We start from the raw sequence: 21,800 nt of genomic DNA, 5'->3' as shown, positions 1-21,800 counted from the left end.
GTCTTCGCTGAACGCGGGAGTAGCTCAGTTGGTAGAGCGCAACCTTGCCAAGGTTGAGGTCGCGAGTTCGAGACTCGTCTCCCGCTCCAAGATTTAGGGGGAAAGCTGCAGCGGCTTTCCCTTTTTAGTTCCGGATGCGATGCCGGACACTGGCGCGATAGCAAAGCGGTTATGCACCGGATTGCAAATCCGTGTAGGTCGGTTCGACTCCGGCTCGCGCCTCCAGAAAAACATCGCGGGAGTAGCTCAGTTGGTAGAGCGCAACCTTGCCAAGGTTGAGGTCGCGAGTTCGAGACTCGTCTCCCGCTCCAAACACGAAAGAGGGAAAGCGCGAAGGCGCTTTCCCTCTTTGCTTTTCAGGGCTCGGGCTATAATCGCGCCACCCGCCCGGATGATGAAATTGGTAGACATACCGGACTTAAAATCCGGAGCCGCAAGGCGTGCGGGTTCGACCCCCGCTCCGGGCACCAAGGTTTCCTTCTGATGATCATTTTCGACCTGACCTGTTCCGCCGATCACCGTTTCGAGGGCTGGTTCCGCTCCGCCGAGGACTTCAGCAGGCAGGAAGCGGACGGCATGGTGCTCTGTCCCTACTGCGGTTCGCACGAGGTGAAGCGCCTGCCGTCGGCCGTGCATGTCGCCTCGGCGGCCGCCCCGATGCCGGCGCCGGAGGCGGGGCGCAGGCCCGCGGCCGATCCGCTGGCGGCCGCCAAGCGCTTCGTCGAGGAGATGATCCGGCACAGCGACGACGTCGGCAGCGCGTTCGCCGAGGAAGCGCGGCGCATTCATTATCGCGAGTCGCCGGAACGGGCGATCCGCGGCGTTGCCACTGCCGACGAATGTGCGGCGTTGCAGGAGGAGGGGATCGACGTGCTCCGCCTGCCGCGCCCGAAGAAGCGGGAAGAACTCAATTGACGGCCGTGGCGCAGAAACCGGTAGCGGCCGGACGGGGCGGCATGGCGATCGCCAAGGGCTGCCTGGCCTCGTTCCTGCTCGGCGCGAACGTGCTGCTCGTCTTCCTGGCGATGATCCCGTTCGCGCTGCTCAAGCTGTGCCTGCCGTTCGCGGCGGCGCGCAGGCCGATCGACCGCATCCTCAACCGCCTCGCCGAAACATGGATCGCCGTGAACGGCTGGTGGATCGGCTTGGTCGGCCGGGTGCGCTGGGACGTGCAGGGCGCCGATACGCTGCGCCGCCACGGCTGGTACCTGGTCGGCAGCAACCACCAGAGTTGGGTGGATATCCTCGTGCTGCAGAAGGCGCTGACCGGCAAGGTGCCCTTGCTCAAATTTTTCCTCAAGCGCGAGCTGATCTACGTGCCGCTGATGGGGCTCGCGTGGTGGGCGCTCGATTTTCCGTTCATGCGCCGCGGCGGCAGCTTCGCGCGCGACCTGGCGGCGACGCGCAAGTCCTGCGAGCGCTTCCGCGAGATTCCGACCTCGGTCATCAACTTTCTCGAAGGCACCCGCTTCACGCTGGCCAAGCGCGACGAGCAGCAATCGCCCTACCGGCACCTGCTGGCGCCGAAAGTAGGGGGGCTGGCGATGGCGCTGTCGGTGATGGGCGATCGCTTTCGCTCCTACCTCGACGTGACCATCGTCTACCCGGACGGCGTGCCGACGTTCTGGGACCTGCTCTGCGGCCGCATGCACGAAGTGGTGGTCCGCGTCCGCGAATTGGAGCTGCCGGCGCTGCCGGAAGGCGTCGCGATCGGCAGCGCCCCGTACCGGCGGCAGATGACCGCGTGGGTCGATCAAATGTGGCGGGAGAAGGATGCCTGCATCGACGACATTCTCGCCGGGCGCAAGCCGGCGCCGGCGAAGGCGGCCTGAGATGGCGGTCGGCGATCTCAGCGACATCGCGCACGTCATCCAGCTGGCGGTGGCGCCGGTTTTCCTGCTGACGGCGATCGCCACGCTGATCAACGCGATGAACGGCCGCCTCGGCCGCATCGTCGACCGCCGGCGGGTGGTGGCCGAGCAGCTGCGCCATCCCGGGCGCGACGACTGCGCCGAGGCGGAGGCGGAGATGGCGATGCTCGGGCGGCGCAGCCGGCTGGTCTATCTGTCGATCCTGTTCGCGGTGCTCAGCGCCTTGCTGGTCTGCCTCGTCGTCGCCGGCGCCTTCGTCGGGGCGATGGTCGCAGTCAAGCTCGCGCACGCGGTTGCCGGCTTGTTCGTTGCGGCGATGCTGGCGATGATCGTCTCGCTGTCGGTCTTCCTGCGGGAAATCTACCTGGCGGTAACGTCGGGGACGCATTACCGGCGCTGAGATCGCTTTGTCCGCCTCTGCGTAATTTTACATAATACAAATTATACGAACCGATCGATCGGCCGTGCGCATAGCCGGCTGTGCCGTCCCGCCATGAACCTTCCGATATCCCGGCCCCTCGTCTTCGTCGACCTGGAAACGACCGGCGCCAATTTCGCGCGCGACCGCGTCCTCGAGGTCGGGCTGGTCGAAGTCGACGAGCACGGCGTCCGCGAATGGGCGGCGCTGGTCAATCCGGGCGTGCCGGTGACGCCGTTCATCACCGGGCTGACCGGCATCGACGACACGATGGTCGCCGACGCGCCCGGCTTCGAACGGCTGGCCGACGAATTGCGCCGGCGGCTGGCCGGGAAGCTTTTCGTCGCGCACAACGCGCGCTTCGACTACGGCTTCCTGAAGGCCGAGTTCGCCCGCCTCGGTGTCGACTTCCGCGCCACCGTGCTGTGCACGGTCAAGCTGTCGCGCAAGCTGTTTCCGCAGCACAACCGCCACAACCTCGATACGCTGATCGAGCGCCATGGCGTCGCCGCCGACGCCCGTCACCGGGCGCTGGCCGACGCGCGGGTGCTGTGGGATCTGTGGCAGCGCTGGCATGCGGACCCCGGTGCCGACGCGCTGGCGGCCGCCGTTGCGGCACTGACCCAGGCAGCGACGCTGCCGCCGGATCTCGATCCGGCGCTGGCCGACGAATTGCCGGACATCCACGGCGCCTACGCGCTGCTCGGCGCCGACGGCGAAACGCTGCTCACCGGGCGGGCCAGCAACCTGCGCCAGAAAGTGCTCTCGCATTTCGCCGGGGCGCGTTTCAGCCTGCCGCCCGCCAGCCTCGTCCGCCGCATCGAGTGGTTCGACGCCGCCGGCGAGTTCGGTGCCCGCCTCCACGAAATCCGCCTGCAGCGCCGGCGCAAGCCGATTCCGGCGGAACTGTGCGCATGGCGGCTGCGCGAGGTCGCGCCGGGCGACTTCCGGCCGTTCCTGGCGACGCCGGACGACGCCCGCTTCGGCGGCGACGACGAGCTGTTCGGGCTCTACGGCACGCAGCGCGAGGCGCGACAGGCCTTGCGCAAGCTGGCCGAAGCGCACTTTCTGTGCCCGGCGCGGCTCGGCCTGGAGGCGGAAAAGCCGGGCAAGCCGTGTTCCGCGGTCAAGGGGCATCATTGCCGCGGCGTCTGCGTCGGCAAGGAGGACGCGTCGCGGCACAGCGCGCGGCTGATGGCGGCGCTCGGCAAGCTGAAGCTGAAAGCCTGGCCGTTCGCCGGGCCGGTCGCGCTGGTCGAGCGTGATGCGTTCGGGATGATCGAGGACTTCCACGTCGTCGATCGCTGGCGTTACCGGGGCCTGGCGAGGAACGACGAAACGCTCCGCGAGCTTGCGGAATCTGCGGAAGAACTTCCTTTTGATCCTGATGTTTACAGGGTTTTGTTAAAGTACATTCAAGGCAACTCGCTGCGCGTCGTCACCTTGCCGGCGGGGTCGTCCCCAGCGCCTGCCCGCTGACGCCGCCGAACGCGCGCAGCCGCTCGAAGATCCGGGTGTCGTTGCCGCGCAGCGCGAAATCCATCGCCGTCTCGCCCTTGTCGCTCTTCAGGTTCGGATCGGCGCGGCGCTTCAACAGCAGCTCGACGACTTCCTCGTGGCCGCCGCGCGCGGCGGCGATCAGTGCGGTATAGCCGTTGTCCGCCTGCGCGTTGACCTCGGCGCCATGCTCGAGCAGGTAGCGGACGACCTCGGCGTGGCCGTTGAACGCGGCGTAGATCAGCGGCGCCCAGCCCGGCATGTTGACCAGCGCCCTCGCCTTCACCAGCCGCTCGACCATCGGCAGCGAGCCGCGGAAGGCGGCCAGGCGCAAGGCCGTGTCGCCGTGCGCGTTGCGCGCGTTGGGGTTGGCCTTGGCGGCGAGCAGCACGTCGACGATCTCCTCGTTGCCGTCGCGCACCGCCAGCATCAGCAGCGTATAGCCCTCGCGGTCGACGATGTTCGGGTCGAGGCCGCGCTTGAGGATCTCGGTGACGTCCGGTGCGCTGCCGCGCTTGATCGCGACCAGCATGTCGTCGTAGATCCCGGCGTGGGCCGGCAGGGCGAGCGTCAGCGAAAGAGCGGCGGCGGCGAGCAGTTTTTTCATCATGCCTCCAGGAGCGGTCGGGAGCCCGGGAACAGCCGGGCGAAGTTGGCCGTGGTCGCCTCGGCGACGGCCTCCAGGCTGAGGCCGCGCAGGCGGGCGATTTCCTCGGCGACATGCAGCACGTGCCCCGGCTCGTTCAGCTTGCCGCGGAACGGCACCGGCGCGAGATACGGCGCGTCGGTCTCGACGAGGATGCGGTCGAGCGGCGCCTTCTGCGCCACCTCCTTGATCTGCAGCGCGTTCTTGAAGGTGACGATGCCCGAGAACGAGATGTGGAAGCCGAGGTCGAGCGCGGCCGCGGCGACCTCCCAGGTCTCGGTGAAGCAATGCATCACGCCGCCGACTTCGCCGGCCCCCTCCTCCGCCATCAGCCGCAGCGTATCGGCCGCCGCGTCGCGGGTATGGATCACCAGCGGCAGCCCGGCGGCGCGCGCGGCGGCGATGTGCGTGCGGAAGCGGGCGCGCTGCCATTCCGGCGCGTCCTTGTGCCAGTAGTAGTCGAGGCCGGTCTCGCCGATCGCGATCACCTTCGGGTGGCGGGCGAGCGCGACGAGCTCGTCGGCCGAGGGCTCGCGCGCGTCGGTGTATTCCGGGTGTACGCCGACGGTGGCGAACAGGCGCGGATCGCTTTCGGCGAGCGCGATCACTTTCGGCCAGTCCTCGAGGTTCACGCCGACGCAGACGGCGGCGCCGACGCCGTTCGCCTGCATGCGCGCGAAGACCTCGGGCAGGCGCCCGGCGAGGTCGTCGAAATCGAGGTGGCAATGGGAGTCTACGAGCATCGGACAGCCTGGCGTTCGGTGGTGCGGGATGCCGCCGGGGGGCGGCTCAGAGGGTGTGGGTCGGCCGGCTCGACTGCATGACGCCGCCGAGCAGGCCTTCGATCTTGCGGCGGGCCTCGACGCCGCTCTCGTCGGCGTTGAAATGGACGCCGATGCCCTGCGCCTTGCTGTTCTGCGCGCCGGCCGGGGTGATCCAGACGACGGTGCCGGCGATCGGCAGCTTGGCCGGGTCGTCCATCAGCGACAGCAGCATGAACACCTCGTCGCCCAGCTTGTAGCTGCGCGAGGTCGGGATGAAGATGCCGCCGTTCTTGAGGTGCGGCATGTAGCCCGCGTACAGCGCCGACTTCGAGTTGATGTTCAGCGACAGAACACTCGGGCGGGGCGCGGCGGCGGCAGGCTTGGCGGCTTCACTCATGGGCGCGTCAGCGTCGTTCGAAAAGTGCCGCGTAGCCCAGGAAGAAGTCTTCGAGGAAGAGGCGGCTGTTCAACGGATGTTCGGAATGACGCCTGTATTGTAGCGCCTTCCGCCCGAAGGCCAACAGCCTTTGCGCGTCGGAACGGGCGGCGAGCTTCTCGATCTGCGCGCGTTCGCCGACGAAGTAGCGGACCGGCAGCCGCGTCGCGGCGAGCGACAGGTCGACCAGCCACTTCTGCGCCCATTCCATCAGCCGCTTCATCGGTGGCGCGCCGCCGCCCTTCTCCGCCTTCACCGTCTTGTCCAATGCCGCGGCGGCGGCCAGCGGGTCGAGCGCCGGACCGCGCAGCAGCTGTTCGAGCAGCGCCTCGATCAGCCGGCGCTCACCCGAGCCGTCGAGCTCGGCGGCCAGCAGCGGTGCGCCGCCGGCCAGTGCCAGCCAGCGCTCGGCGTCGGCGACGCCGGCCGCAGCCAGCCAGTCGCGCGCCCGCGCCGCGTCGGGCGTCGGCACGGCGAGCGCCTGGCAGCGGCTGCGGATCGTCGGCAGCAGGCGCTCGGGCTCGTGGCTGACGAGCAGGAACAAGGTGTCGGGGGCTGGTTCCTCCAGCGTCTTCAGGAGCGCGTTGGCGGTGTTGCGGTTCATCGCCTCGGCCGGGCAGACCAGCACCACGCGCAGGCCGGCGCGGTGCGTGCCGACGTGCAGGAAGTCGTCGAGGCCGCGCACCTGGTCGATCGTGATCTGCTGGCTGGCCTTCTTGCCGCCCTCCTCGCCCTCGCCTTCCGCCTCGGCCAGCGCCTCCGGCTGCAGCAGCCGGAAGTCCGGGTGGTTGCCCTGGCTCAGCCAGTTGCAGGCGAGGCACTGGCCGCAGGCTTCGCCGTTCGGCTGCGGGTTTTCGCAGAGCAGCGAGGCGGCGAAGGCGCGCGCCAGATCGAATTTTCCGAGGCCGCGCGCGCCGCCGAGCAGCAGCGAATGCGGCAGCTGGCGGCGACGTGCCTGAAGCCTGGACCAGAGGTCGGAATGAAGTTGAATAACGTTCATCGACAAATACTTGAAACGATTTCTTCAACCGTTTTCTTGATCTGCTCGCGCGGCCGGTCGGCGTCGATCACGTGCATCCGCTGTCCCGACGCGGCGGCCCGTTCGAGGTAGGCCTGGCGCACGCGCTCATGGAAATCGGCGCGTTCCTGCTCGAAGCGGTCGAGCTCGCGCGTCTGCAGCACGATGCGTTCGCGGGCGACGGCGAACGGCAGGTCGAAGAGCAGCGTCAGGTCCGGCTGCAGGTGGCCGTGCACCCAGTGCTCGAGGTCCAGCAGCTTGTGCCGGTCGAGGCCGCGGCCGCCGCCTTGGTAAGCGTAGGTGGCATCGCTGAAGCGGTCGCAGACGACCCAGTCGCCGCGCGCCAGTGCCGGCTCGATGACTGCGGCGAGATGCTCGCGGCGGGCGGCGAACATCAGCATGGCCTCGGTTTCGAGGTGCATCGGCTCGTGCAGCAGCAGCTCGCGCAGCTTTTCCCCGAGCGGAGTGCCGCCCGGCTCGCGCGTGCTGACGACGGTCAGGCCGCGGCTGCGCAGCAATTCGCAGACGCCGGCGATGTGGCTGCTCTTGCCGGCGCCGTCGATGCCCTCGAAAGTGATGAACTTGCCCCGCATCAGCGTTTCTCGCCTTTCAGTTGGTAGCGCGCCACGGCCTGGTTGTGTTCGTCCAGCGTGCGCGAGAATTGACTGCTGCCGTCGCCGCGGGCGACGAAATACAGTACGTCGCTCGCCGCCGGGTTCAGCGCCGCGCGCAGCGAGGCGAGCCCGGGCATGGCGATCGGCGTCGGCGGCAGCCCGGGTCGCGTGTAGGTATTGTAGGGCGTATCGGCCAGCAGGTCGCGCTTCCTCAGGTTGCCGTCGAAGCCCTCGCCGAGGCCGTAGATCACGGTCGGGTCGGTCTGCAGCAGCATGCCGGCGCGCAGTCGGTTGACGAAGACCGCGGCGATCAGCGGCCGGTCGGCTTCGCGGCCGGTCTCCTTCTCGACGATCGAGGCCATGATCAGCGCCTGGCGCGCATCCCGGTACGGCAGGCCGGGGGCGCGCTGCGCCCACTCCCGCTCGACGTGGCGGCGCATCGTGCGGTGCGCCCGGGCGAGCACGTCGAGGTCGCTCGACTGCTTGGCGAACAGGTAGGTGTCGGGGAAGAACCAGCCTTCGGCGTGCGCGGCGTCGATGCCCAGCCGGCGCAGGAGTTCGGCTTCGGCCAGGCCGCGGCTGTCGTGGCGCAGGTCGGGATGGGCGTCGAGCCTGTCGCGCAGCTGGCGGAAGGTCCAGCCTTCGATGAAGGCGATCTCGGCCTGGGTGACGTCGCCGCGGGTCAGCTTGCGCAGCAGCTCGAGCGGCGTGATGCCGGCGACGATCTCGTAGCTGCCGGCCTTGATCTGCGCGTCGACGCGCAGCAGCCGGCCGAGCAGTTCGAGCAGTCGCGGCGGCAGCGCGACGCCGGCGGCGGCGATCTGCTGTTCGGCGCTGCGCAGCGAGCTGCCGGCGGCGACGGTGAAGTCGAGCGGCGAGGCGGCGAGCTGCAGCGGGCGGTGGGCCAGCCAGTAGAGCGTGCCGGCGGCAAGGGCAACGGCGAGCAGCACCAGCAGGATCAGGTTGCGCAGGAGCTTGAGCATCGGATGGCGCGGAGCGCGCGGGCGGCGGGCGGTTTTGGCGGAGGCGTTATAATAGCCGAAGCATAGACCCCACACGAGACACGGCGACATGATCCCGACCTGGAAAGAGGCCCTTGGCGCCACCGGCGCCCGTTTCAACGATTCCCGCAACCCCGAGGTCGACAGCTTCGGCGACGCCGCCGGCGAGCTCGCCGCCGCCCGCGATGCGACCGTCGTCGCGCCGCTGACGCACCTCGGCGTGATCCGCGTCGGCGGCGAGGACGCCAAGTCCTTCCTGCACAACCAGCTGACCAGCGACATCAACCACCTCGCCGCCGACGGCGCGCAGCATGCCGCCTGGTGCAGCGCCAAGGGGCGCATGCTGGCCAGCTTCGTCGTCTGGCGCGACGGCGGCGACTACCTGCTGGCGCTCTCCGCCGACCTGCAGGCGGCGATCGCCAAGCGCCTGCAGATGTACGTGCTGCGCTCGAAGGTGACGGTCGCCGATGCCGGCCTCGCGCTGCTCGGCCTGTCCGGCCCGCAGTCGCCGGCGGCGCTGCAGGCCGCCGGCCTGCCCCGGCCGGAGCCGATGAAGAGTGCCGCCGCCGACGGCTGCGCGGTGATCCGCATCGACGACGCGCGCCAGTTGATCGCCGTTCCGGCCGAGCGCGCCGCCGCCGTCTGGGCGGCGCTCGCCGGCACAGCGCGTCCGGTCGGCCTGCCGGCCTGGCGCTGGCTGGACATCCGCGCCGCGCTGCCGCTGATCAGCGAGGCGACGAAGGAGCACTTCGTGCCGCAGATGGCCAATTTCGAGCGCATCGGCGGCGTCAGCTTCCACAAGGGCTGCTATCCCGGGCAGGAGGTCGTCGCCCGCACGCAGTACCTGGGCAAGGTCAAGCGCCACCTCTACCGGCTGCGCAGCGACGCGGCGATGGCGGCCGGCGACGAACTCTATTCGGAAGCCGTCCCCGACCAGTCCTGCGGCATGGTGGTCAGCGCGGCGGCATCGCCGGCCGGCGGCCACGAGGCGCTGGCCGTGGTCATGGAACTGGCGGCAGACGCCGGCATCCGCCTGCGCGCGCGCGACGGCGCGAACGCCGCCGCGGCCGCAGTGGCCGCCTGAGCGATGGACGATACGCGTCGCAACGACGGCCCCGCGGGGGGCGCCTGAGCGCCCTTCGCCTTCCCCTCCGTTCCCGAGGTGCCTGGCGATGTGCCTGATCCTCGTCGCCTGGCGCGCGCATCCCGACTATCCGCTGGTCGTCGCCGCCAACCGCGACGAATTCTTCGCCCGGCCGACGGCCTCCGCCGCGCGCTGGGCGGATGCACCGCAGGTGCTCGCCGGGCGCGACCTGGAAGCCGGCGGCACCTGGCTCGGCGTCGCCGCCGGCGGGCGCTTCGCGGCGGTCACCAACGTCCGTGAACCGGGCCGGCCGCAAGGGGCGCGTTCGCGCGGCCGGCTGACCGCGGATTTCCTCACCGGCGATGCATCGGCGGCCGAGTACGCGGCGGCGATCGACGGTGCCGCCTATTCCGGATTCAACCTGCTGGTCAGCGACGGCCGCGCGCTGTGGTACGCCTCCAACCGCATCGCCGCGCCGCACCCGCTGTCGCCCGGCATCTACGGGGTCTCGAACCACCTGCTGGATACGCCGTGGCCGAAACTGGCCACCGCCAAGGCGCGCTTCGCCGCGGCGCTGCCGCGCCTGCCGGCGGAGGAGGATTTCTTCGCGCTGCTCGCTGACGACGAGATCGTCCCCGACCGGCACCTGCCGGCGACCGGCGTCAGCCTGGAATGGGAACGGCGGCTGTCGGCGATCTTCGTCCGCTCGTCGGACTACGGCACGCGGGCCTCCACCCTCCTCGTGCAGCGCGACGATGGCGGTGCCCGCCTGCACGAACGAAGCTATGGCTCCGGCGGCGAGCCTGCCGGCGAAATCTGCCTCGACCTCGGCTAGGGCGTGCTCACAGCAGATTCGTGGAGCGCGTTGCCGCGCAAAGGCGGTGGATGCTAGGCGCGCGGCGCCAGGCCAGACAGCGCCACCGCACCTCCTAGGCTTCGATCTCCACCGCGGTACCGACCGGGATCAGGTCGAACAGCTCGACGACGTCGGCGTTGCGCATGCGGATGCAGCCGTGCGAGCCGGGGACGCCCATCGCCGTGCCGTCCGGGCTGCCGTGGATGTAGATGTAGCGGCGCATCGTGTCGACCCGGCCGAGCCGGTTCACGCCGGGTTCGCAGCCGGACAGCCAGAGAATGCGGGTGAGGATCCAGTCGCGGCCGGGGTGCGCGGCGCCGAGTTCCGGCGTGTAGATTTCGCCGGTCGGCCGGCGGCGGACGAAGACGGTGTTTTCCGGCCGGCCGCCGCCGATCCTGGCGCGCACCACGTGCCGGCCGCGCGGCGTGCAGTAGCTGCCGGACACCTCGCCGGCGCCGTTGGCGGCAGTGGATACCGGCCAGCGGCGCAGCGGTCGCCCCGCGTCGTCGACCAGCGCGAGCTCCTGGCGGGCGATCGAAATGTGGATCTTCATTGCGCGCGGACCTTGCGGCGGGCGGCGAAGAAGGCCGAGAGCATGCTGCCGCACTCCTCGCCGAGGACGCCGCCGACCACCTCGGCGTGGTGGTTCAGGCGCTCGACCGCGAACAGGTCGACGACGCTGCCGTGCACGCCGGTCTTCGGGTCGCGCGCGCCATAGACGACGCGGGCGATGCGCGCGTGCATGATGGCGCCGGCGCACATCGCGCAGGGTTCCAGCGTCACGTACAGCGTGCACCCCGGCAGGCGGTAGTTGCCGAGCCGGCGCGACGCGTCGCGCAGGGCGGCGATCTCGGCATGCGCCGTCGGGTCGCTCTCGCCGATCGGGGAATTGAAGCCGCGGCCGACGATCTCGCCGTCGCGTACGATCACCGCGCCGACCGGGACCTCGCCCAGGCATTCGGCGGAGCGCGCCAGCGACATCGCCTCGCGCATGAAGAATTCGTCGTCCATCGGCGCCATTGTATCAAGCGCGCTTGCCCGCCGCCGTCCGCCGCCGCTGGCGGTTTTTGATAACGTTATCCTTGAGCGCGCTCGCCGACCACAGTCCGGCGGCCGCGGCCGCGGCGCGGAAGGTGGCCTGCAGGTCGCCGCCGGCGACGCTGGCGGCGAGGCGGTCGAGGGCCTTTGCCAGCGCCTCCAGTTCGGCGGCGCGGCGCGCGCGGTAGAGGCGCATGTTCTGCCGCACCTGTTCGTCGCGGTCGGCGAAGCGGGTGCGCGGACGGCCGCGCCGGGGTGTGTCGTCGTCGGGTTCTTTCGGGTTCATGCCGGCTATTTTAGATAACGTTATCTTAATAGTCATTGCTCCGCGGTACGACGGCGCCGAACGGCGCCCTTTCGCCACTCCTTGTCGCGTCCTATAGTGAAAGTTGGCCCGCTAGCCGCGGTTTCTCCTTGCATTTCATGCAGATGGGGCCGTCATGACGCTCGCTTTCGCCGACTCGCCGATCGCCATTGCGTTCTCCGGCTGATGTCGATGGCGAATGACCTCGCGCCGCTTCTGATCCTTGCCGCAGTCACGACGCTGCTGGCGGTGGTCCTGCTCGTTCTGGTCGTGCGCGAGCGCCGCCGCAGCGAATCGGCGCACGGGCTCGCCGAAGAGCGCGGCCGTCGCTACCGTAGCCTGTTCGATTCGTCGCTGGCCGGCATCGCACTGGTCGGCGCCGACGGCGAGTTGAAGGAGTGGAACGCGATGCTGGCCGAGGTGCTCGGTGCCGGTCGCGAGCGGCAGCCGGCCTGGCGCGAGGAAACCCGCGAGCTGGCCCGGCTGGCGCGCAGCGGGCTGCCGGGCGCGTCGGTCGAGACCAGCGTCGCCACCGGCGACGGTTCGCGGCGCTGGCTGATGCTGCGCCACTGGCCGATGGCCGGCGCCGCCAACGGCGACTACTGGCTGCAGGTCAACGACATCACGCAGCGGCAGGAGGCGCGTCGCGTGCTGCGCCTCGCGCAGCAGGTCTATCGCAGCATGTCCGAGGCGATCCTCGTCACCGACGCGGCGACCCGGATTGTCGACGTCAATCCGGCCTTCGAGCGCATCACCGGCTACCCCCGCGACGAGGCGATCGGACGCAAGGCCTCGCTGATTCGCTCGTCGCGGCACGACGCCGCCTTCTTTGCGGCGATGTGGGAAGGGCTCAGCCGAGACGGCCACTGGGCCGGCGAGATCTGGAACCGGCGGCGGGACGGCAGCGAGATTCCGTGCTGGATGCACATCGACGCCGTCGCCGACCCGCAGGGGCAGGAGCCGGCGCACTACGTCGGCGTCTTTTCCGACATCAGCGAGCGCAAGTCGGACGAGGAGCGCATCCATTACCTCGCCCACCACGACCAGCTGACCGGCCTCGGCAACCGCTTCGCGCTCGATGCGGTGCTGCCGCAGACGATCGCCATGGCGCGGCGCAAGGGGCGGCGGGTGGCGCTGCTGTTTACCGACCTCGACTATTTCAAGGAAATCAACGATACGCTAGGGCACGCCGCCGGCGACCAGGTGCTGGTCGAGGTCGCGTGCCGGCTGCGCCGGGTGGCGCGCGATTCCGATTTCCTGGCGCGCTTCGGCGGCGACGAATTCGTCGTCGTGCTGACCGACGTCGAGGACTGCGCCGATGCGCAGCGGGTGGCTTCGGCGATCATCGCCACGCTGCACGAGCCGATCCGCATCGAAGGACGGGAGATCCGCGTCACTCCCAGCATCGGCATCAGCCTCTTCCCTGAGCACGGCGAGCAGCCCGAGGTGCTGCTCGGGCTGGCCGACAACGCGATGTACCGCGCCAAGTCCGACGGCCGCGACGGATACTGCATGCACCAGCCGCGGTCGGCATGAGGCGCGGCTAGGTTCCCTGTCGCGCCGCCGCTTCGCAGGCGAGCAGCGCCGCCTTGCGCTCGCTGCCCCAGCGGTACTGGCCGATCTCGCCGCTCTCGCGGATCACCCGGTGACACGGTACGAGCACGGCGATGCGGTTGTGCGCGAGGGCGGTGCCGACCGCCCGCGGCGCCCGCGGCGCGCCGACCCGGCCGGCGAGGTCGCCGTAGGAGACGGCGCAGCCGGCGGGGATGCGCAGCAAGGCTTCCCAGACCTTGAGCTGGAAGTTGGTGCCGCGCAGCAGCAGTGCGATCGGCCGGTCGCCGGCAAGCGGATCGAACATCGCGCGGACGACCCCGGCCACCGCCGCATCGTCGCGCACACAGGCGGCCTTCGGCCATTCCGCCCGCAGCGCGGCCTCGGCCGCCGCCGTCTCGCCGGTCGCGACGAACTGCAGGAGGCAGACGCCGCGCGGCGTCAGGCCGCAAATGACGTCGCCGAGCGGCGTCGGGGCGAAGCCGAAGGCGAGCGTCAGCCCCTCGCCGAGCGCACCGACCTCGCCCGGCGTCATCGCCTCGCAGGCGACCATCAGGTCGTGCAGCCGGCCGGGGCCGGAGAGGCCGCTTTCCAGGCTGGTGGCGAGTACGTCGCGCGACTGGCGCAGCAATGCGCGGGCGTGCTCCTTGGTCAGGAACTGCAGGAAGCGCTTCGGCGAGATGCCGGCCCATTCGCTGAAGACGCGCTGCAGATGCGGGCCGCTCAGGCCGACGTGGGCGGCGACCTCGTCGAGCGACGGTTGCCGGCGCGCCTGCGCGCGCACGAAGCGGATTGCGGCGGCCACCGTATCGTAGGCCTTGCCGAGGGATGGCTGTCGTTCCATCGTTGCGCCCTTTCGCCGGAATCGTTCACGCCGCGGATTCTTGCCGATCGCCCCCGCCCGCGCCACCCGATTCTTGCGCTGCGCCCGGCCGGACCAGCTCGAACACCGGCAGCAGGCGGCCGGTGAGCCGGCCCGCCGCGTTGCGGATTTCTCCGGCCCGCCATGGCGCGAGCGGCGAGGCGCCGTCCGCCGGCAGCAGCCCCAGCCGGTCGAGAATCGCGGCGAGCGCCGTCTGCAGCGCGCGCGGGCTGCCGTCGGCGATCTTCAGCGCGATGCCGAGGCCGCGGCTGCGCACGCCGAGCGCCTGCACGCCATCGGCGCCGCCCTTCGCCACCCAGTCGCCGGCTGCCGCCTGCATCAGCAGCAGGTCGTTGCGCGCCTCGCCGGCGACCATCTCCGGGTGCCCGGTCATCGCCGCGAACAGCGTCGCCAGCGGCGGCGGTGCACCGGGCGATGCGAGGCGGGCGTAGGCCTGCGCCAGACAGGCGAGCGGCAGCGCGTAGTTGGGCGCGCCGCAACCGTCGATGCCGAGCGGCAGCGCGTTCGTGCGCAGGCCGAGCAGCCGCGCCAGCCGGCGCCGGATCGCCCGCTGTAGCGGATGCGCCGGATCGAGGTAGGTGGCGGTCGGCTGCCCGTGCAGCCGGCACCACGCGAGGAAGCCGGCGTGCTTGCCGGAGCAGTTGTGGTGCAGCGGGCTGGCCGCCAGGTCGGCGGGCGGTGCGCGGCCGGTCGCGGCGTAGAACAGCGGCGCATGGCTGCCGCACTGCAGCGCCGCCTCGTCGCAAGCGATGCGCGCCAGCATGTCGGCGACGCCGGCGAGGTGGCGCGGCTCGCCCGAATGGCTGGCGCACATCAGCGCCACCTGCGCCGGCGAGAAGCCGAAATGCGCCGGCCCGCCGTCGGCGACGAAGGGCAGCGCCTGGAACGGCTTCAGCGTCGAGCGCGTGAACATCGGAAACGTGCAGTCGCCGGCGGCGGCGAGCAGGCGGCCATCGGCGGCGGCGACCGCCAGCGAGCCGTAATAGACCGACTCGACGGCATCGCCGCGCGTCGCAACGATCAGAGGCACATGACCAGGCAACGGCATCGCTTGCTTCATCGACGGAACTCCCTGCTTCATTGGCGTAGAGTACGGCCGCGGGGCGCAAGTTGCGAGCGTCTGCAAGCCCCGCGGTTTTCCGGTCCAACGGGAAACGCCGAACGGATGGAGGTGCGCACATGGAGGAACGAACGATCACGGTCATCACCGGAGCCAGCCGCGGCCTGGGGCAGGCGGCGGCGCGGCGGCTCGCCGGCGAGGGGCATTGCGTCGTCGCCACCGCGCGGCGCCCGGACGACCTCGCCGCCCTCCGCCAAGCCCTGGCGCAAACCGGCCAGGTGGGCGAATGCCGCCCGCTCGACGTCACCGACGCGCAGTCGGTGGCGGCGCTGGCCGACTGGCTGCGCGAGCGCTTCGGGCGGGTGGACGTGCTAATCAACAATGCCGGCATCTGCCGCGAGCGCTTCGCCGCCAGCATCGCCGAGCTGTCGCCGGAAACGCTGCAGGCGACCCTAGACACCAACCTCGTCGGCATGCTGCGGGTCAGCCAGGCGCTGTTGCCGCTGCTGCAGGCGAGCCGCGCCGGCCGCGTGGTCAACCTCGCGTCGGGGATGGGGCAGCTGGCGACGATGGCGGCCGGCGCGCCGGCCTACCGGATCTCAAAGGCGGCGGTGAACGCGCTGACGCGCATCCTCGCCGCCGAACTGGCGGAAACCGGGATCAAGGTGAACTCGGTGTGCCCGGGCTGGTGTCGCACCGACCTCGGCGGACCCGATGCGCCGCGCTCGCCGGAGGAAGGGATCGACACCGTCGTCTGGCTCGCGACGCTGCCCGCGGACGGGCCGAGCGGCGGCTTTTTCCGCGACCGCCAGCCGATTCCCTGGTAGCCGCGCCGGACGAAAAAATGCCGCAGACGGCGGACCGCCTGCGGCATTCGTCTGCTTCGCTAGCGCCGGAGCGAACCGTTCAGCGCTCGGTCCAGCTGCGGCGCGGCTGGCCGCCGGGGCGCGGCGCGCCCTTGCCGAAGGTCTTGCCGAAACCATCGCCGCGCGGGGCGCCCTTGCCGGCGTATGCCGGACGGTCGCCCTGCGGCTTGCCGCCGCGCGGCTGGTAGTCGGCGCGGTTGCCGAAGTTGTCGGGGCGGGTGTCCGGGCGGTCGGTGCGGTTGCCGAAGTTGTCGGGGCGCCCCTGGCTGCGGTCGCGCTCGGGACGGTTGCCGAAATTGTCCGGGCGCTGCTCGTTGAAGCCTTCGGCGTTGCGCGGGCCGAAGCCTCCCGGGCGCGGCCCCTTGCCGTAGTGCTTCTCGCCGCCTGCATAGGCGCCGCCATCGCGCGAATAACCGCCGCCCTTGCCGTAGCGGTCGCCGCTCGGCTTGTTGCCGCCTCTCCCCTGCCCCGGCTTCCAGCCGGCGGGCTTCGCCTTCCTCGGCGCCGGAGTGCGCTGCGGCTCATGGCCGGGCACGACGTCGACCGGGATCACCTGCTTGGTGAAGCGCTCGATGCGCTTTACGTGGATGCCTTCGGCGTGGTGCACCAGCGACACGGCGACGCCGCTGCGGCCGGCGCGGCCGGTGCGGCCGATGCGGTGCACGTAGTCCTCGGGGAACTTCGGCAGGTCATAGTTGAAGACATGGGTGATCCCCGGCACGTCGATGCCGCGCGCGGCGACGTCGGTGGCGACGAGGATGCGCAGCTGGCCGCGGCGCAGCGCGTTCAGCGTGCGGTTGCGCGCGCCCTGGTGCATGTCGCCGTGCAGCGGCGCGGCGGCGAAGCCGTCGGCGTTCAGCTGGTCGGCAATGGCGTCGGCGTCGCGCTTGGTGGCGGTGAAGATCACCGCCTGCTGCAATGCGGCGTCGCGCAGCAGGTGGTCGAGCAGGCGGTTCTTGTGTGCCAGGTCGTCGACGAAGTGCACCTTCTGTTCGATGTTCTCGTGCTTGGTCTGCGAGCCGGCGATGCGGATCACCTGCGGCTCGCGCGTGATGCGCTCGGCCATGCGGCCGACGTCGCCCTCCAGCGTCGCCGAGAAGAGCATGGTCTGGCGCGCGGCCGGCGTCGCCGCGATGATCGTCTCGATGTCGTCGATGAAGCCCATGTCGAGCATGCGGTCGGCTTCGTCGAGCACCAGGATCTGCAGCTGCGAGAAGTCGATCTTGCCCGAGTTCATGTGGTCGATCAGCCGGCCCGGCGTCGCCACCAGGATTTCCGGATTGCGCGCCAGCAGCTGCATCTGCTTCGGATACGGCATGCCGCCGAGGATCGAGACGGCCTTCATGCGGCGCAGGTTGGCGCCGTACTTCTCGGTGGCGGTGGTGACCTGCAGCGCCAGTTCGCGCGTCGGCGTCAGCACCAGCATCTTCGGCTGCGCCGGCGCATAGCGCGGACGTTCGCCGCGGGCACGCGCCGACTGGCGTTCCTGGTTAGGCGTCTTGACGGCCGGCAGCGGGTTGTCCTGCGCGGCAACCGCCAGCTTGTGCATCGACGGCAGCATGAACGCCGCGGTCTTGCCGGAGCCGGTCTGCGACGAGACGAGCAGGTCGCGGCCTTCGATCGCGGCGGGAATCGCCTGCGCCTGGACCGGGGTGGGTTCGGTATAGCCCGCGTCGGCGAGCGCCTTCAGGATGGCCGGATGGAGGCCGATCTCTTCAAAAGTCATCGTTTTCTTTCACAAAAATGGGCGCGCGCGGCCGGTCCGGAGGACAGGTCACGGGCGCTGTAAATGCAGCGCTAACCCACGAAATTGCTTGAAAACTCAGAGAGAATCGAGATTTCGGCACGAAAGCTTTGTGCCGGGACGGCGCCATGTGTTGCGGCGCCAAGGGGCAGGAAGGCTTTGTCGTTGTTACTGCTTCAGGTTCGCGATGCGCGTCTGTGCATCCGTTGCTGCAATGCACAAGGTGGCGCATTCTACGGATGCGCGCCCCCGCTGTCCAGCGGAATTTTCAGTAGTCATCTTCGCCGCCGCCCATCAAGTCCGGCAGCAGGCTGCGCGCGCGGGCGAGCGCAGCGTCGAGGTCGGCGCAGACGTTGCCTGCGTCGAGGTGACCGAGGAAGCCGGAGCGGCGCAGCAGCGAGCCCGGCTGCGCGTTGAGGCCGCAGACGAGCAGCGTGCAGTTGCGCGTCTTCAGTTTCTGCAGCAGGTTCTCCAGCCCCTCCAGGCCGGTCGTGTCGAGCTGCACCAGGCGCGTCATGTCGAGGACGACGATCTCCGGGTGGCCCGCCGCCGGGTCGAGCAGCTCCTCGAGCTTGTTCACCGCGCCGAAGAACAGCGAGCCGTAGAGCTGCCACGCGGCGACGCGCATCGTGCCATCCGGGTACAGGAAGCACGGCTCCATCGCCTCTTCGTCGAGCGGCAGGCGCTCGATCCGGGTCAGCTCCGACATGCGGTAGATGAAGGCCAGGCACGCCAGCACCATGCCCAGCTCGACGGCAATGGTGAGGTCGAAGATCACCGTCACGAAGAAGGTGGCGAGCAGGATGATGCGGTAGTTGTTGGTGTAACGGCGCAGCTCGAGGAACTCGTGCCACTCCCCCATGTTGATGGCGACGACCATGACGATCGCCGACAGCGTCGCCAGCGGCACGTAATAGGCGAGCGGCGCGGCGACCAGCACGATCGCCAGCAGCACGCCGGCGTGGATCATGCCGGCGATCGGCGTGCGGCCGCCGGTGCGGACGTTGGTCGTCGTGCGGGCGATGGCGCCGGTGGCGGCGAAGCCGCCGAACAGCGGCGCCGCGATGTTCGAGAGCCCCTGCGCGATCAGCTCCTGGTTGGGGTCGTGGCGATCGTCGATCTGGCCGTCGGCGACACGCGCCGAGAGCAGCGACTCGATCGCGCCGAGCAGCGCGATGGTGATCGCCGGCGAGATCAGCTTGCCGAAGTCGTGGATCGACAGCGGCGGGAGGCCGACGGCCGGCAGTTCCTGCGGGATGCCGTTGAAGCGGCTGCCGATGGTTTCCACCGGCAGCTCGAACAGCCACGCGGCGAGCGTGCCGACGACGAGCACCGCCAGCGGTCCGGGTGCCCGGCGCAGCGGCGCGAACCACTGCGCGAGACGGTTGTAGAAGAGCAGGAAGAGCAGCGAGGCGACGGCCAGCCCGAGCGTCGGCAGGTCGACGGTGTGGGCGTGCGCCGCCAGCGTCTTGATGCGCGCGAAGAACTCGGCCGGCAGCGCGTCGATCTTCAGGCCGAAGAAATCCTTGATCTGCGCCATGAAGATCACCACCGCGATGCCGTTGGTGAAACCGATCACCACCGTCACCGGGATGAAGCGGATCAGCTGCCCCATGCGCGCGATGCCCATCGCCAGCAGGAAGGCGCCGGCGAGCATGGTCGCGCCGAGCAGGTTCACGAAGCCGTGTGCGGCGACGATGCCGTAGACGATCGGGATGAAGGCGCCGGTCGGGCCGCCGATCTGCACCCGCGAACCGCCGAGCGCGGCGGTCAGGAAGCCGGCGATGATCGCCGTCCAGATACCGGCGGTCGGCGAACAGCCGCTGGCGATCGCGAAGGCCATGGCCAACGGCAGCGCCAGCACGCCGACGGTGATGCCCGAAGCGAGGTCCTTGCCGAATTGCGCGCGGCCGTAGCCCGGCAGGCAGTCGAGGAGCTTGGGGCGGAAGATGAATTTCATGGCGGCGCGAGTAAGCCACGAATTTTATTCTCTTCCTGTGTGCTGTCAATGTTAATAAGATTGTAACGTCAGATCGGGCCGGGAGCCTGGCGAACGCCGGCCCGACGCGGCAGACGAGCACGGGCGATTCTTGATGGCGATCAAACCCTTCGCGTGATGGTTGAGTAATCTACTCAACCACGCGACCGCCCGGAGCGGTGGCCGCGGCGCAAATGCTCCCGGACGGACCAGAGCGGCGCCGGCAAAACCGGCCGCCGGGCTGTCCGGTATCGGTCCTGACGAAGGACAGGAATGGCGAAGAAATTTCCCCTGCACCCCAGGCATCCCGAGCGCATCTGCTGGGGTTGCGACAAATATTGCGCTGCCGATGCGCTCGCCTGCGGCAATGGTTCCGGCCGTACCCAGCACCCCGCCGAGCTGCTCGGCGAGGACTGGTACAAGTGGGGCGACTGGGGGATCGACGTCGAGGCAGAGAAGACCAACCCGACGCCCGACCCCTCTTGAGCGGCTCCCCCTTTTCCCGCCACAAAAGAACAGCCCCCCGCCGAGGCGAGGGGCTGCGCGATGCTTGACGGCGGGCTGGTGCCGTCGCCGGAGTCAGGCGGCGCCGATTACTCCCACTCGATCGTCGCCGGCGGCTTGCCCGAGATGTCGTAGACGACGCGGTTGATACCCCTGACTTCATTAATAATTCTATTGGACACCTTCCCCAGCAGCGAATGCGGCAGCTCGGCCCAGTGCGCGGTCATGAAGTCCTGCGTCTGCACGGCGCGCAGCGCGACGACGTATTCGTAGGTGCGGCCGTCGCCCATGACGCCGACCGACTTCACCGGCAGGAAGACGGCGAAGGCCTGGCTGGTCTTGTCGTACCAGTCGGCGGCGCGCAGCTCGTCGATGAAGATGGCATCCGCCCGGCGCAGCAGGTCGGCGAACTCCTTCTTCACTTCGCCGAGGATGCGCACGCCCAAACCCGGGCCGGGGAACGGGTGGCGGTAGACCATCTCGTGCGGCAGGCCGAGCGCGATGCCGAGTTCGCGTACCTCGTCCTTGAACAGTTCGCGCAGCGGCTCGAGGAGCTTCAGGTTCAGCGTCTCCGGCAGGCCGCCGACGTTGTGGTGGCTCTTGATCGCGTGCGCCTTGCCGGTCTTGGCGCCGGCCGACTCGATCACGTCCGGGTAGATCGTGCCCTGCGCCAGCCACTTGGCGTTCGGTAGCTTCTTGGCTTCGGCCTGGAAGACCTCGACGAACTCGCGGCCGATGATCTTGCGCTTTTGCTCGGGATCCGAAACGCCGGCTAGATGGCCCATGAACTGCGCGGTGGCATCGACGTGGATGACCTTGACCCCGAGGTTGCGGGCAAACGTTTGCATCACCTGCTCGGCCTCGTTCAGGCGCAGCAGGCCGTTGTCGACGAAGACGCAGGTCAGCTGGTCGCCGATCGCGCGGTGCAGCAGCGCGGCGACGACCGACGAATCGACGCCGCCGGACAGGCCGAGGATCACTTCCTCCTTGCCGACCTGGGCGCGCACCTTCTCGATCGCCTCGTTCACGTAGTCCGGCATGTTCCAGTCGTGGCCGCAGCCGCAGATCTCGTGCACGAAGCGGGCGATCATCTCCTTGCCCTTGAGCGTGTGTGTGACTTCCGGGTGGAACTGGACGGCGTAGAACTTGCGGGTCTCGTCGGCCATCGCCGCCACCGGGCACGATTCCGTGCTGGCGATGACCTTGAAGCCGGCCGGCAGCTCGGTGACCTTGTCGCCGTGGCTCATCCACACGTCGAGCAGGCCGTGGCCCTCGTCATTGGTCCGATCCTGGAGGCCCTTGAACAGCTCGGAATGGCCGCGGGCGCGGATCTCGGCGTAGCCGAACTCGCGCTTGCCCGAGCTCTCGACCTTGCCGCCGAGCTGCTGGGCCATCGTCTGCATGCCGTAGCAGATGCCGAGCACCGGCACGCCGAGCTCGAACACTGCCTGCGGCGCCTTCCATTCCAGCGCCTCATAGACCGAGTTCGGGCCGCCGGAGAGGATGATCCCGGCCGGCTTGAAGTCGCGGACGAACTGGTCGGAGACGTCGAACGGGTGCAGTTCGCAATAGACCTGCTGCTCGCGCACGCGGCGGGCGATCAGCTGGGTGACCTGGGAGCCGAAATCGAGGATGAGGATCTTCTGGTGAGCCATTTTCAAACCCTT

General features: G+C 69.5%; 23 protein-coding genes and 4 tRNA genes. 13 read left to right on the top strand and 14 right to left on the bottom strand.

Going from position 1 to position 21,800, the window contains the following annotated elements:
• Positions 1-13 precede the first annotated feature (13 nt).
• The 8 genes from IWH25_RS13575 (at position 14) to IWH25_RS13540 (ending at position 3,768) form a co-directional block, all read left to right on the top strand.
• Positions 14-89 (top strand) — tRNA-Gly (locus IWH25_RS13575).
• Positions 90-151: 62 nt separating this feature from the next.
• Positions 152-225 (top strand) — tRNA-Cys (locus IWH25_RS13570).
• Between the two features lie 10 nt (positions 226-235).
• Positions 236-311: transfer RNA gene (locus tag IWH25_RS13565), tRNA-Gly, on the top strand.
• A gap of 74 nt (positions 312-385) precedes the next feature.
• Positions 386-470: transfer RNA gene (locus IWH25_RS13560), tRNA-Leu, on the top strand.
• Between the two features lie 13 nt (positions 471-483).
• Positions 484-915, top strand: coding sequence for a DUF1178 family protein (locus IWH25_RS13555; RefSeq protein ID WP_203386320.1), 432 nt, complete (start codon positions 484-486; stop codon positions 913-915).
• Between the two features lie 41 nt (positions 916-956).
• Complete coding sequence (locus IWH25_RS13550; RefSeq protein WP_203386319.1) at positions 957-1,832, top strand: acyltransferase; 876 nt, start codon at positions 957-959, stop codon at positions 1,830-1,832.
• 1 nt (position 1,833) lies between these two features.
• Positions 1,834-2,271 carry a DUF2721 domain-containing protein gene (locus IWH25_RS13545; protein WP_203386318.1) on the top strand — a complete coding sequence of 146 codons (438 nt, stop codon included), beginning with the start codon at positions 1,834-1,836 and terminating at the stop codon, positions 2,269-2,271.
• Between the two features lie 93 nt (positions 2,272-2,364).
• Positions 2,365-3,768 (top strand): 3'-5' exonuclease family protein, encoded by a 1,404-nt coding sequence (locus tag IWH25_RS13540; protein ID WP_203386317.1) that lies wholly within the window; start codon positions 2,365-2,367, stop codon positions 3,766-3,768.
• Here the strand turns inward: IWH25_RS13540 and IWH25_RS13535 are convergent.
• From IWH25_RS13535 to mltG, 6 genes are read right to left on the bottom strand one after another with little or no spacing between them, the layout of a single operon-like run.
• Positions 3,728-4,393: an ankyrin repeat domain-containing protein gene (locus IWH25_RS13535; protein WP_203386316.1), complete on the bottom strand. Its 666-nt coding sequence runs from the start codon at positions 4,391-4,393 to the stop codon at positions 3,728-3,730. The two genes, IWH25_RS13540 and IWH25_RS13535, sit on opposite strands and share 41 nt — an antisense overlap.
• Positions 4,393-5,175, bottom strand: coding sequence for a TatD family hydrolase (locus IWH25_RS13530; RefSeq protein ID WP_203386315.1), 783 nt, complete (start codon positions 5,173-5,175; stop codon positions 4,393-4,395). Before IWH25_RS13530 ends, IWH25_RS13535 begins: the two co-directional genes overlap by 1 nt.
• Before the next feature lie 46 nt (positions 5,176-5,221).
• Positions 5,222-5,593, bottom strand: coding sequence for a PilZ domain-containing protein (locus IWH25_RS13525; RefSeq protein WP_203386314.1), 372 nt, complete (start codon positions 5,591-5,593; stop codon positions 5,222-5,224).
• Between the two features lie 7 nt (positions 5,594-5,600).
• Complete coding sequence (holB, locus tag IWH25_RS13520) at positions 5,601-6,632, bottom strand: DNA polymerase III subunit delta' (RefSeq protein ID WP_203386313.1); 1,032 nt, start codon at positions 6,630-6,632, stop codon at positions 5,601-5,603.
• Positions 6,629-7,243 (bottom strand): dTMP kinase, encoded by a 615-nt coding sequence (gene tmk / locus IWH25_RS13515; RefSeq protein ID WP_203386312.1) that lies wholly within the window; start codon positions 7,241-7,243, stop codon positions 6,629-6,631. The genes holB and tmk overlap by 4 nt, the downstream gene beginning before the upstream one ends.
• The gene (mltG, locus tag IWH25_RS13510; protein ID WP_203386311.1) at positions 7,243-8,247 is read right to left on the bottom strand and encodes an endolytic transglycosylase MltG; all 1,005 of its coding nucleotides are present in this window, start codon (positions 8,245-8,247) and stop codon (positions 7,243-7,245) included. Before mltG ends, tmk begins: the two co-directional genes overlap by 1 nt.
• An 88-nt stretch (positions 8,248-8,335) precedes the next feature.
• Here mltG and ygfZ point away from each other — a divergent pair, with 88 nt between their 5' ends.
• Both ygfZ and IWH25_RS13500 read left to right on the top strand, forming a co-directional pair.
• Positions 8,336-9,349 (top strand): CAF17-like 4Fe-4S cluster assembly/insertion protein YgfZ, encoded by a 1,014-nt coding sequence (ygfZ, locus tag IWH25_RS13505; protein ID WP_203386310.1) that lies wholly within the window; start codon positions 8,336-8,338, stop codon positions 9,347-9,349.
• A gap of 88 nt (positions 9,350-9,437) precedes the next feature.
• Entirely contained in the window at positions 9,438-10,184 is a 747-nt protein-coding gene (locus IWH25_RS13500; RefSeq protein ID WP_203386309.1) for an NRDE family protein, read from the top strand.
• A 94-nt stretch (positions 10,185-10,278) separates the two neighbouring features.
• On the opposite strand, the gene IWH25_RS13495 is transcribed toward IWH25_RS13500, so the two are convergent.
• The 3 genes from IWH25_RS13495 to IWH25_RS13485 are packed head-to-tail and all read right to left on the bottom strand — an operon-like array spanning position 10,279 to position 11,529.
• Positions 10,279-10,758 carry a L,D-transpeptidase gene (locus tag IWH25_RS13495; protein WP_203386308.1) on the bottom strand — a complete coding sequence of 160 codons (480 nt, stop codon included), beginning with the start codon at positions 10,756-10,758 and terminating at the stop codon, positions 10,279-10,281.
• The gene (gene tadA, locus IWH25_RS13490; protein ID WP_203386307.1) at positions 10,755-11,216 is read right to left on the bottom strand and encodes a tRNA adenosine(34) deaminase TadA; all 462 of its coding nucleotides are present in this window, start codon (positions 11,214-11,216) and stop codon (positions 10,755-10,757) included. Before tadA ends, IWH25_RS13495 begins: the two co-directional genes overlap by 4 nt.
• 13 nt (positions 11,217-11,229) lie before the next feature.
• Positions 11,230-11,529: a hypothetical protein gene (locus IWH25_RS13485; protein WP_203386306.1), complete on the bottom strand. Its 300-nt coding sequence runs from the start codon at positions 11,527-11,529 to the stop codon at positions 11,230-11,232.
• A 210-nt stretch (positions 11,530-11,739) separates the two neighbouring features.
• On the opposite strand from IWH25_RS13485, the gene IWH25_RS13480 reads away from it, so the two are divergent.
• Positions 11,740-13,083: a diguanylate cyclase domain-containing protein gene (locus IWH25_RS13480; protein WP_203386305.1), complete on the top strand. Its 1,344-nt coding sequence runs from the start codon at positions 11,740-11,742 to the stop codon at positions 13,081-13,083.
• Between the two features lie 7 nt (positions 13,084-13,090).
• Here IWH25_RS13480 and IWH25_RS13475 read toward each other — a convergent pair whose 3' ends face one another.
• Entirely contained in the window at positions 13,091-13,942 is an 852-nt protein-coding gene (locus IWH25_RS13475) for a methylated-DNA--[protein]-cysteine S-methyltransferase (RefSeq protein WP_203386304.1), read from the bottom strand.
• Positions 13,943-13,967: 25 nt separating this feature from the next.
• Positions 13,968-15,011 (bottom strand): asparaginase, encoded by a 1,044-nt coding sequence (locus IWH25_RS13470; protein WP_238998901.1) that lies wholly within the window; start codon positions 15,009-15,011, stop codon positions 13,968-13,970.
• A 149-nt stretch (positions 15,012-15,160) separates the two neighbouring features.
• Here IWH25_RS13470 and IWH25_RS13465 point away from each other — a divergent pair, with 149 nt between their 5' ends.
• Positions 15,161-15,868: an SDR family oxidoreductase gene (locus IWH25_RS13465; protein ID WP_203386302.1), complete on the top strand. Its 708-nt coding sequence runs from the start codon at positions 15,161-15,163 to the stop codon at positions 15,866-15,868.
• Between the two features lie 79 nt (positions 15,869-15,947).
• On the opposite strand, the gene IWH25_RS13460 is transcribed toward IWH25_RS13465, so the two are convergent.
• Positions 15,948-17,633, bottom strand: coding sequence for a DEAD/DEAH box helicase (locus IWH25_RS13460; protein ID WP_203386301.1), 1,686 nt, complete (start codon positions 17,631-17,633; stop codon positions 15,948-15,950).
• Positions 17,634-17,919: 286 nt separating this feature from the next.
• Positions 17,920-19,611, bottom strand: a complete 1,692-nt coding sequence (locus IWH25_RS13455; protein WP_203386300.1) for a SulP family inorganic anion transporter — start codon at positions 19,609-19,611, stop codon at positions 17,920-17,922.
• A gap of 291 nt (positions 19,612-19,902) precedes the next feature.
• On the opposite strand from IWH25_RS13455, the gene IWH25_RS13450 reads away from it, so the two are divergent.
• Positions 19,903-20,115 (top strand): DUF3079 domain-containing protein, encoded by a 213-nt coding sequence (locus IWH25_RS13450; protein WP_203386299.1) that lies wholly within the window; start codon positions 19,903-19,905, stop codon positions 20,113-20,115.
• Positions 20,116-20,222: 107 nt separating this feature from the next.
• Here IWH25_RS13450 and guaA read toward each other — a convergent pair whose 3' ends face one another.
• A complete protein-coding gene (gene guaA / locus IWH25_RS13445; RefSeq protein WP_203386298.1) occupies positions 20,223-21,788 on the bottom strand; it encodes a glutamine-hydrolyzing GMP synthase in 1,566 nt (521 codons plus the stop codon).
• Between the last annotated feature and the right edge of the window lie 12 nt (positions 21,789-21,800).

It is taken from the genome of Azospira restricta (assembly GCF_016858125.1).
GTDB classification, from domain to species: Bacteria; Pseudomonadota; Gammaproteobacteria; order Burkholderiales; family Rhodocyclaceae; genus Proximibacter; species Proximibacter restrictus.
The sequence above is the reverse complement of the archived record's forward strand: the minus strand, read 5'-3'. Positions and strand labels throughout refer to the sequence as shown.

Coding starts and splice junctions, on each gene's coding strand:
- IWH25_RS13465 (WP_203386302.1), top strand. CDS start 15,161: ATGGAGGAACGAACGATCACGGTCATCACCGGAGCCAGCCGCGGCCTG.
- IWH25_RS13480 (WP_203386305.1), top strand. CDS start 11,740: ATGGCGAATGACCTCGCGCCGCTTCTGATCCTTGCCGCAGTCACGACG.
- guaA (WP_203386298.1), bottom strand. CDS start 21,788: ATGGCTCACCAGAAGATCCTCATCCTCGATTTCGGCTCCCAGGTCACC.
- holB (WP_203386313.1), bottom strand. CDS start 6,632: ATGAACGTTATTCAACTTCATTCCGACCTCTGGTCCAGGCTTCAGGCA.
- IWH25_RS13540 (WP_203386317.1), top strand. CDS start 2,365: ATGAACCTTCCGATATCCCGGCCCCTCGTCTTCGTCGACCTGGAAACG.
- tmk (WP_203386312.1), bottom strand. CDS start 7,243: ATGCGGGGCAAGTTCATCACTTTCGAGGGCATCGACGGCGCCGGCAAG.
- IWH25_RS13530 (WP_203386315.1), bottom strand. CDS start 5,175: ATGCTCGTAGACTCCCATTGCCACCTCGATTTCGACGACCTCGCCGGG.
- ygfZ (WP_203386310.1), top strand. CDS start 8,336: ATGATCCCGACCTGGAAAGAGGCCCTTGGCGCCACCGGCGCCCGTTTC.
- IWH25_RS13495 (WP_203386308.1), bottom strand. CDS start 10,758: ATGAAGATCCACATTTCGATCGCCCGCCAGGAGCTCGCGCTGGTCGAC.
- IWH25_RS13525 (WP_203386314.1), bottom strand. CDS start 5,593: ATGAGTGAAGCCGCCAAGCCTGCCGCCGCCGCGCCCCGCCCGAGTGTT.
- IWH25_RS13500 (WP_203386309.1), top strand. CDS start 9,438: ATGTGCCTGATCCTCGTCGCCTGGCGCGCGCATCCCGACTATCCGCTG.
- IWH25_RS13555 (WP_203386320.1), top strand. CDS start 484: ATGATCATTTTCGACCTGACCTGTTCCGCCGATCACCGTTTCGAGGGC.
- IWH25_RS13550 (WP_203386319.1), top strand. CDS start 957: ATGGCGATCGCCAAGGGCTGCCTGGCCTCGTTCCTGCTCGGCGCGAAC.
- IWH25_RS13450 (WP_203386299.1), top strand. CDS start 19,903: ATGGCGAAGAAATTTCCCCTGCACCCCAGGCATCCCGAGCGCATCTGC.
- IWH25_RS13455 (WP_203386300.1), bottom strand. CDS start 19,611: ATGAAATTCATCTTCCGCCCCAAGCTCCTCGACTGCCTGCCGGGCTAC.
- IWH25_RS13485 (WP_203386306.1), bottom strand. CDS start 11,529: ATGAACCCGAAAGAACCCGACGACGACACACCCCGGCGCGGCCGTCCG.
- IWH25_RS13545 (WP_203386318.1), top strand. CDS start 1,834: ATGGCGGTCGGCGATCTCAGCGACATCGCGCACGTCATCCAGCTGGCG.
- IWH25_RS13475 (WP_203386304.1), bottom strand. CDS start 13,942: ATGGAACGACAGCCATCCCTCGGCAAGGCCTACGATACGGTGGCCGCC.
- mltG (WP_203386311.1), bottom strand. CDS start 8,247: ATGCTCAAGCTCCTGCGCAACCTGATCCTGCTGGTGCTGCTCGCCGTT.
- tadA (WP_203386307.1), bottom strand. CDS start 11,216: ATGGACGACGAATTCTTCATGCGCGAGGCGATGTCGCTGGCGCGCTCC.
- IWH25_RS13535 (WP_203386316.1), bottom strand. CDS start 4,393: ATGAAAAAACTGCTCGCCGCCGCCGCTCTTTCGCTGACGCTCGCCCTG.
- IWH25_RS13460 (WP_203386301.1), bottom strand. CDS start 17,633: ATGACTTTTGAAGAGATCGGCCTCCATCCGGCCATCCTGAAGGCGCTC.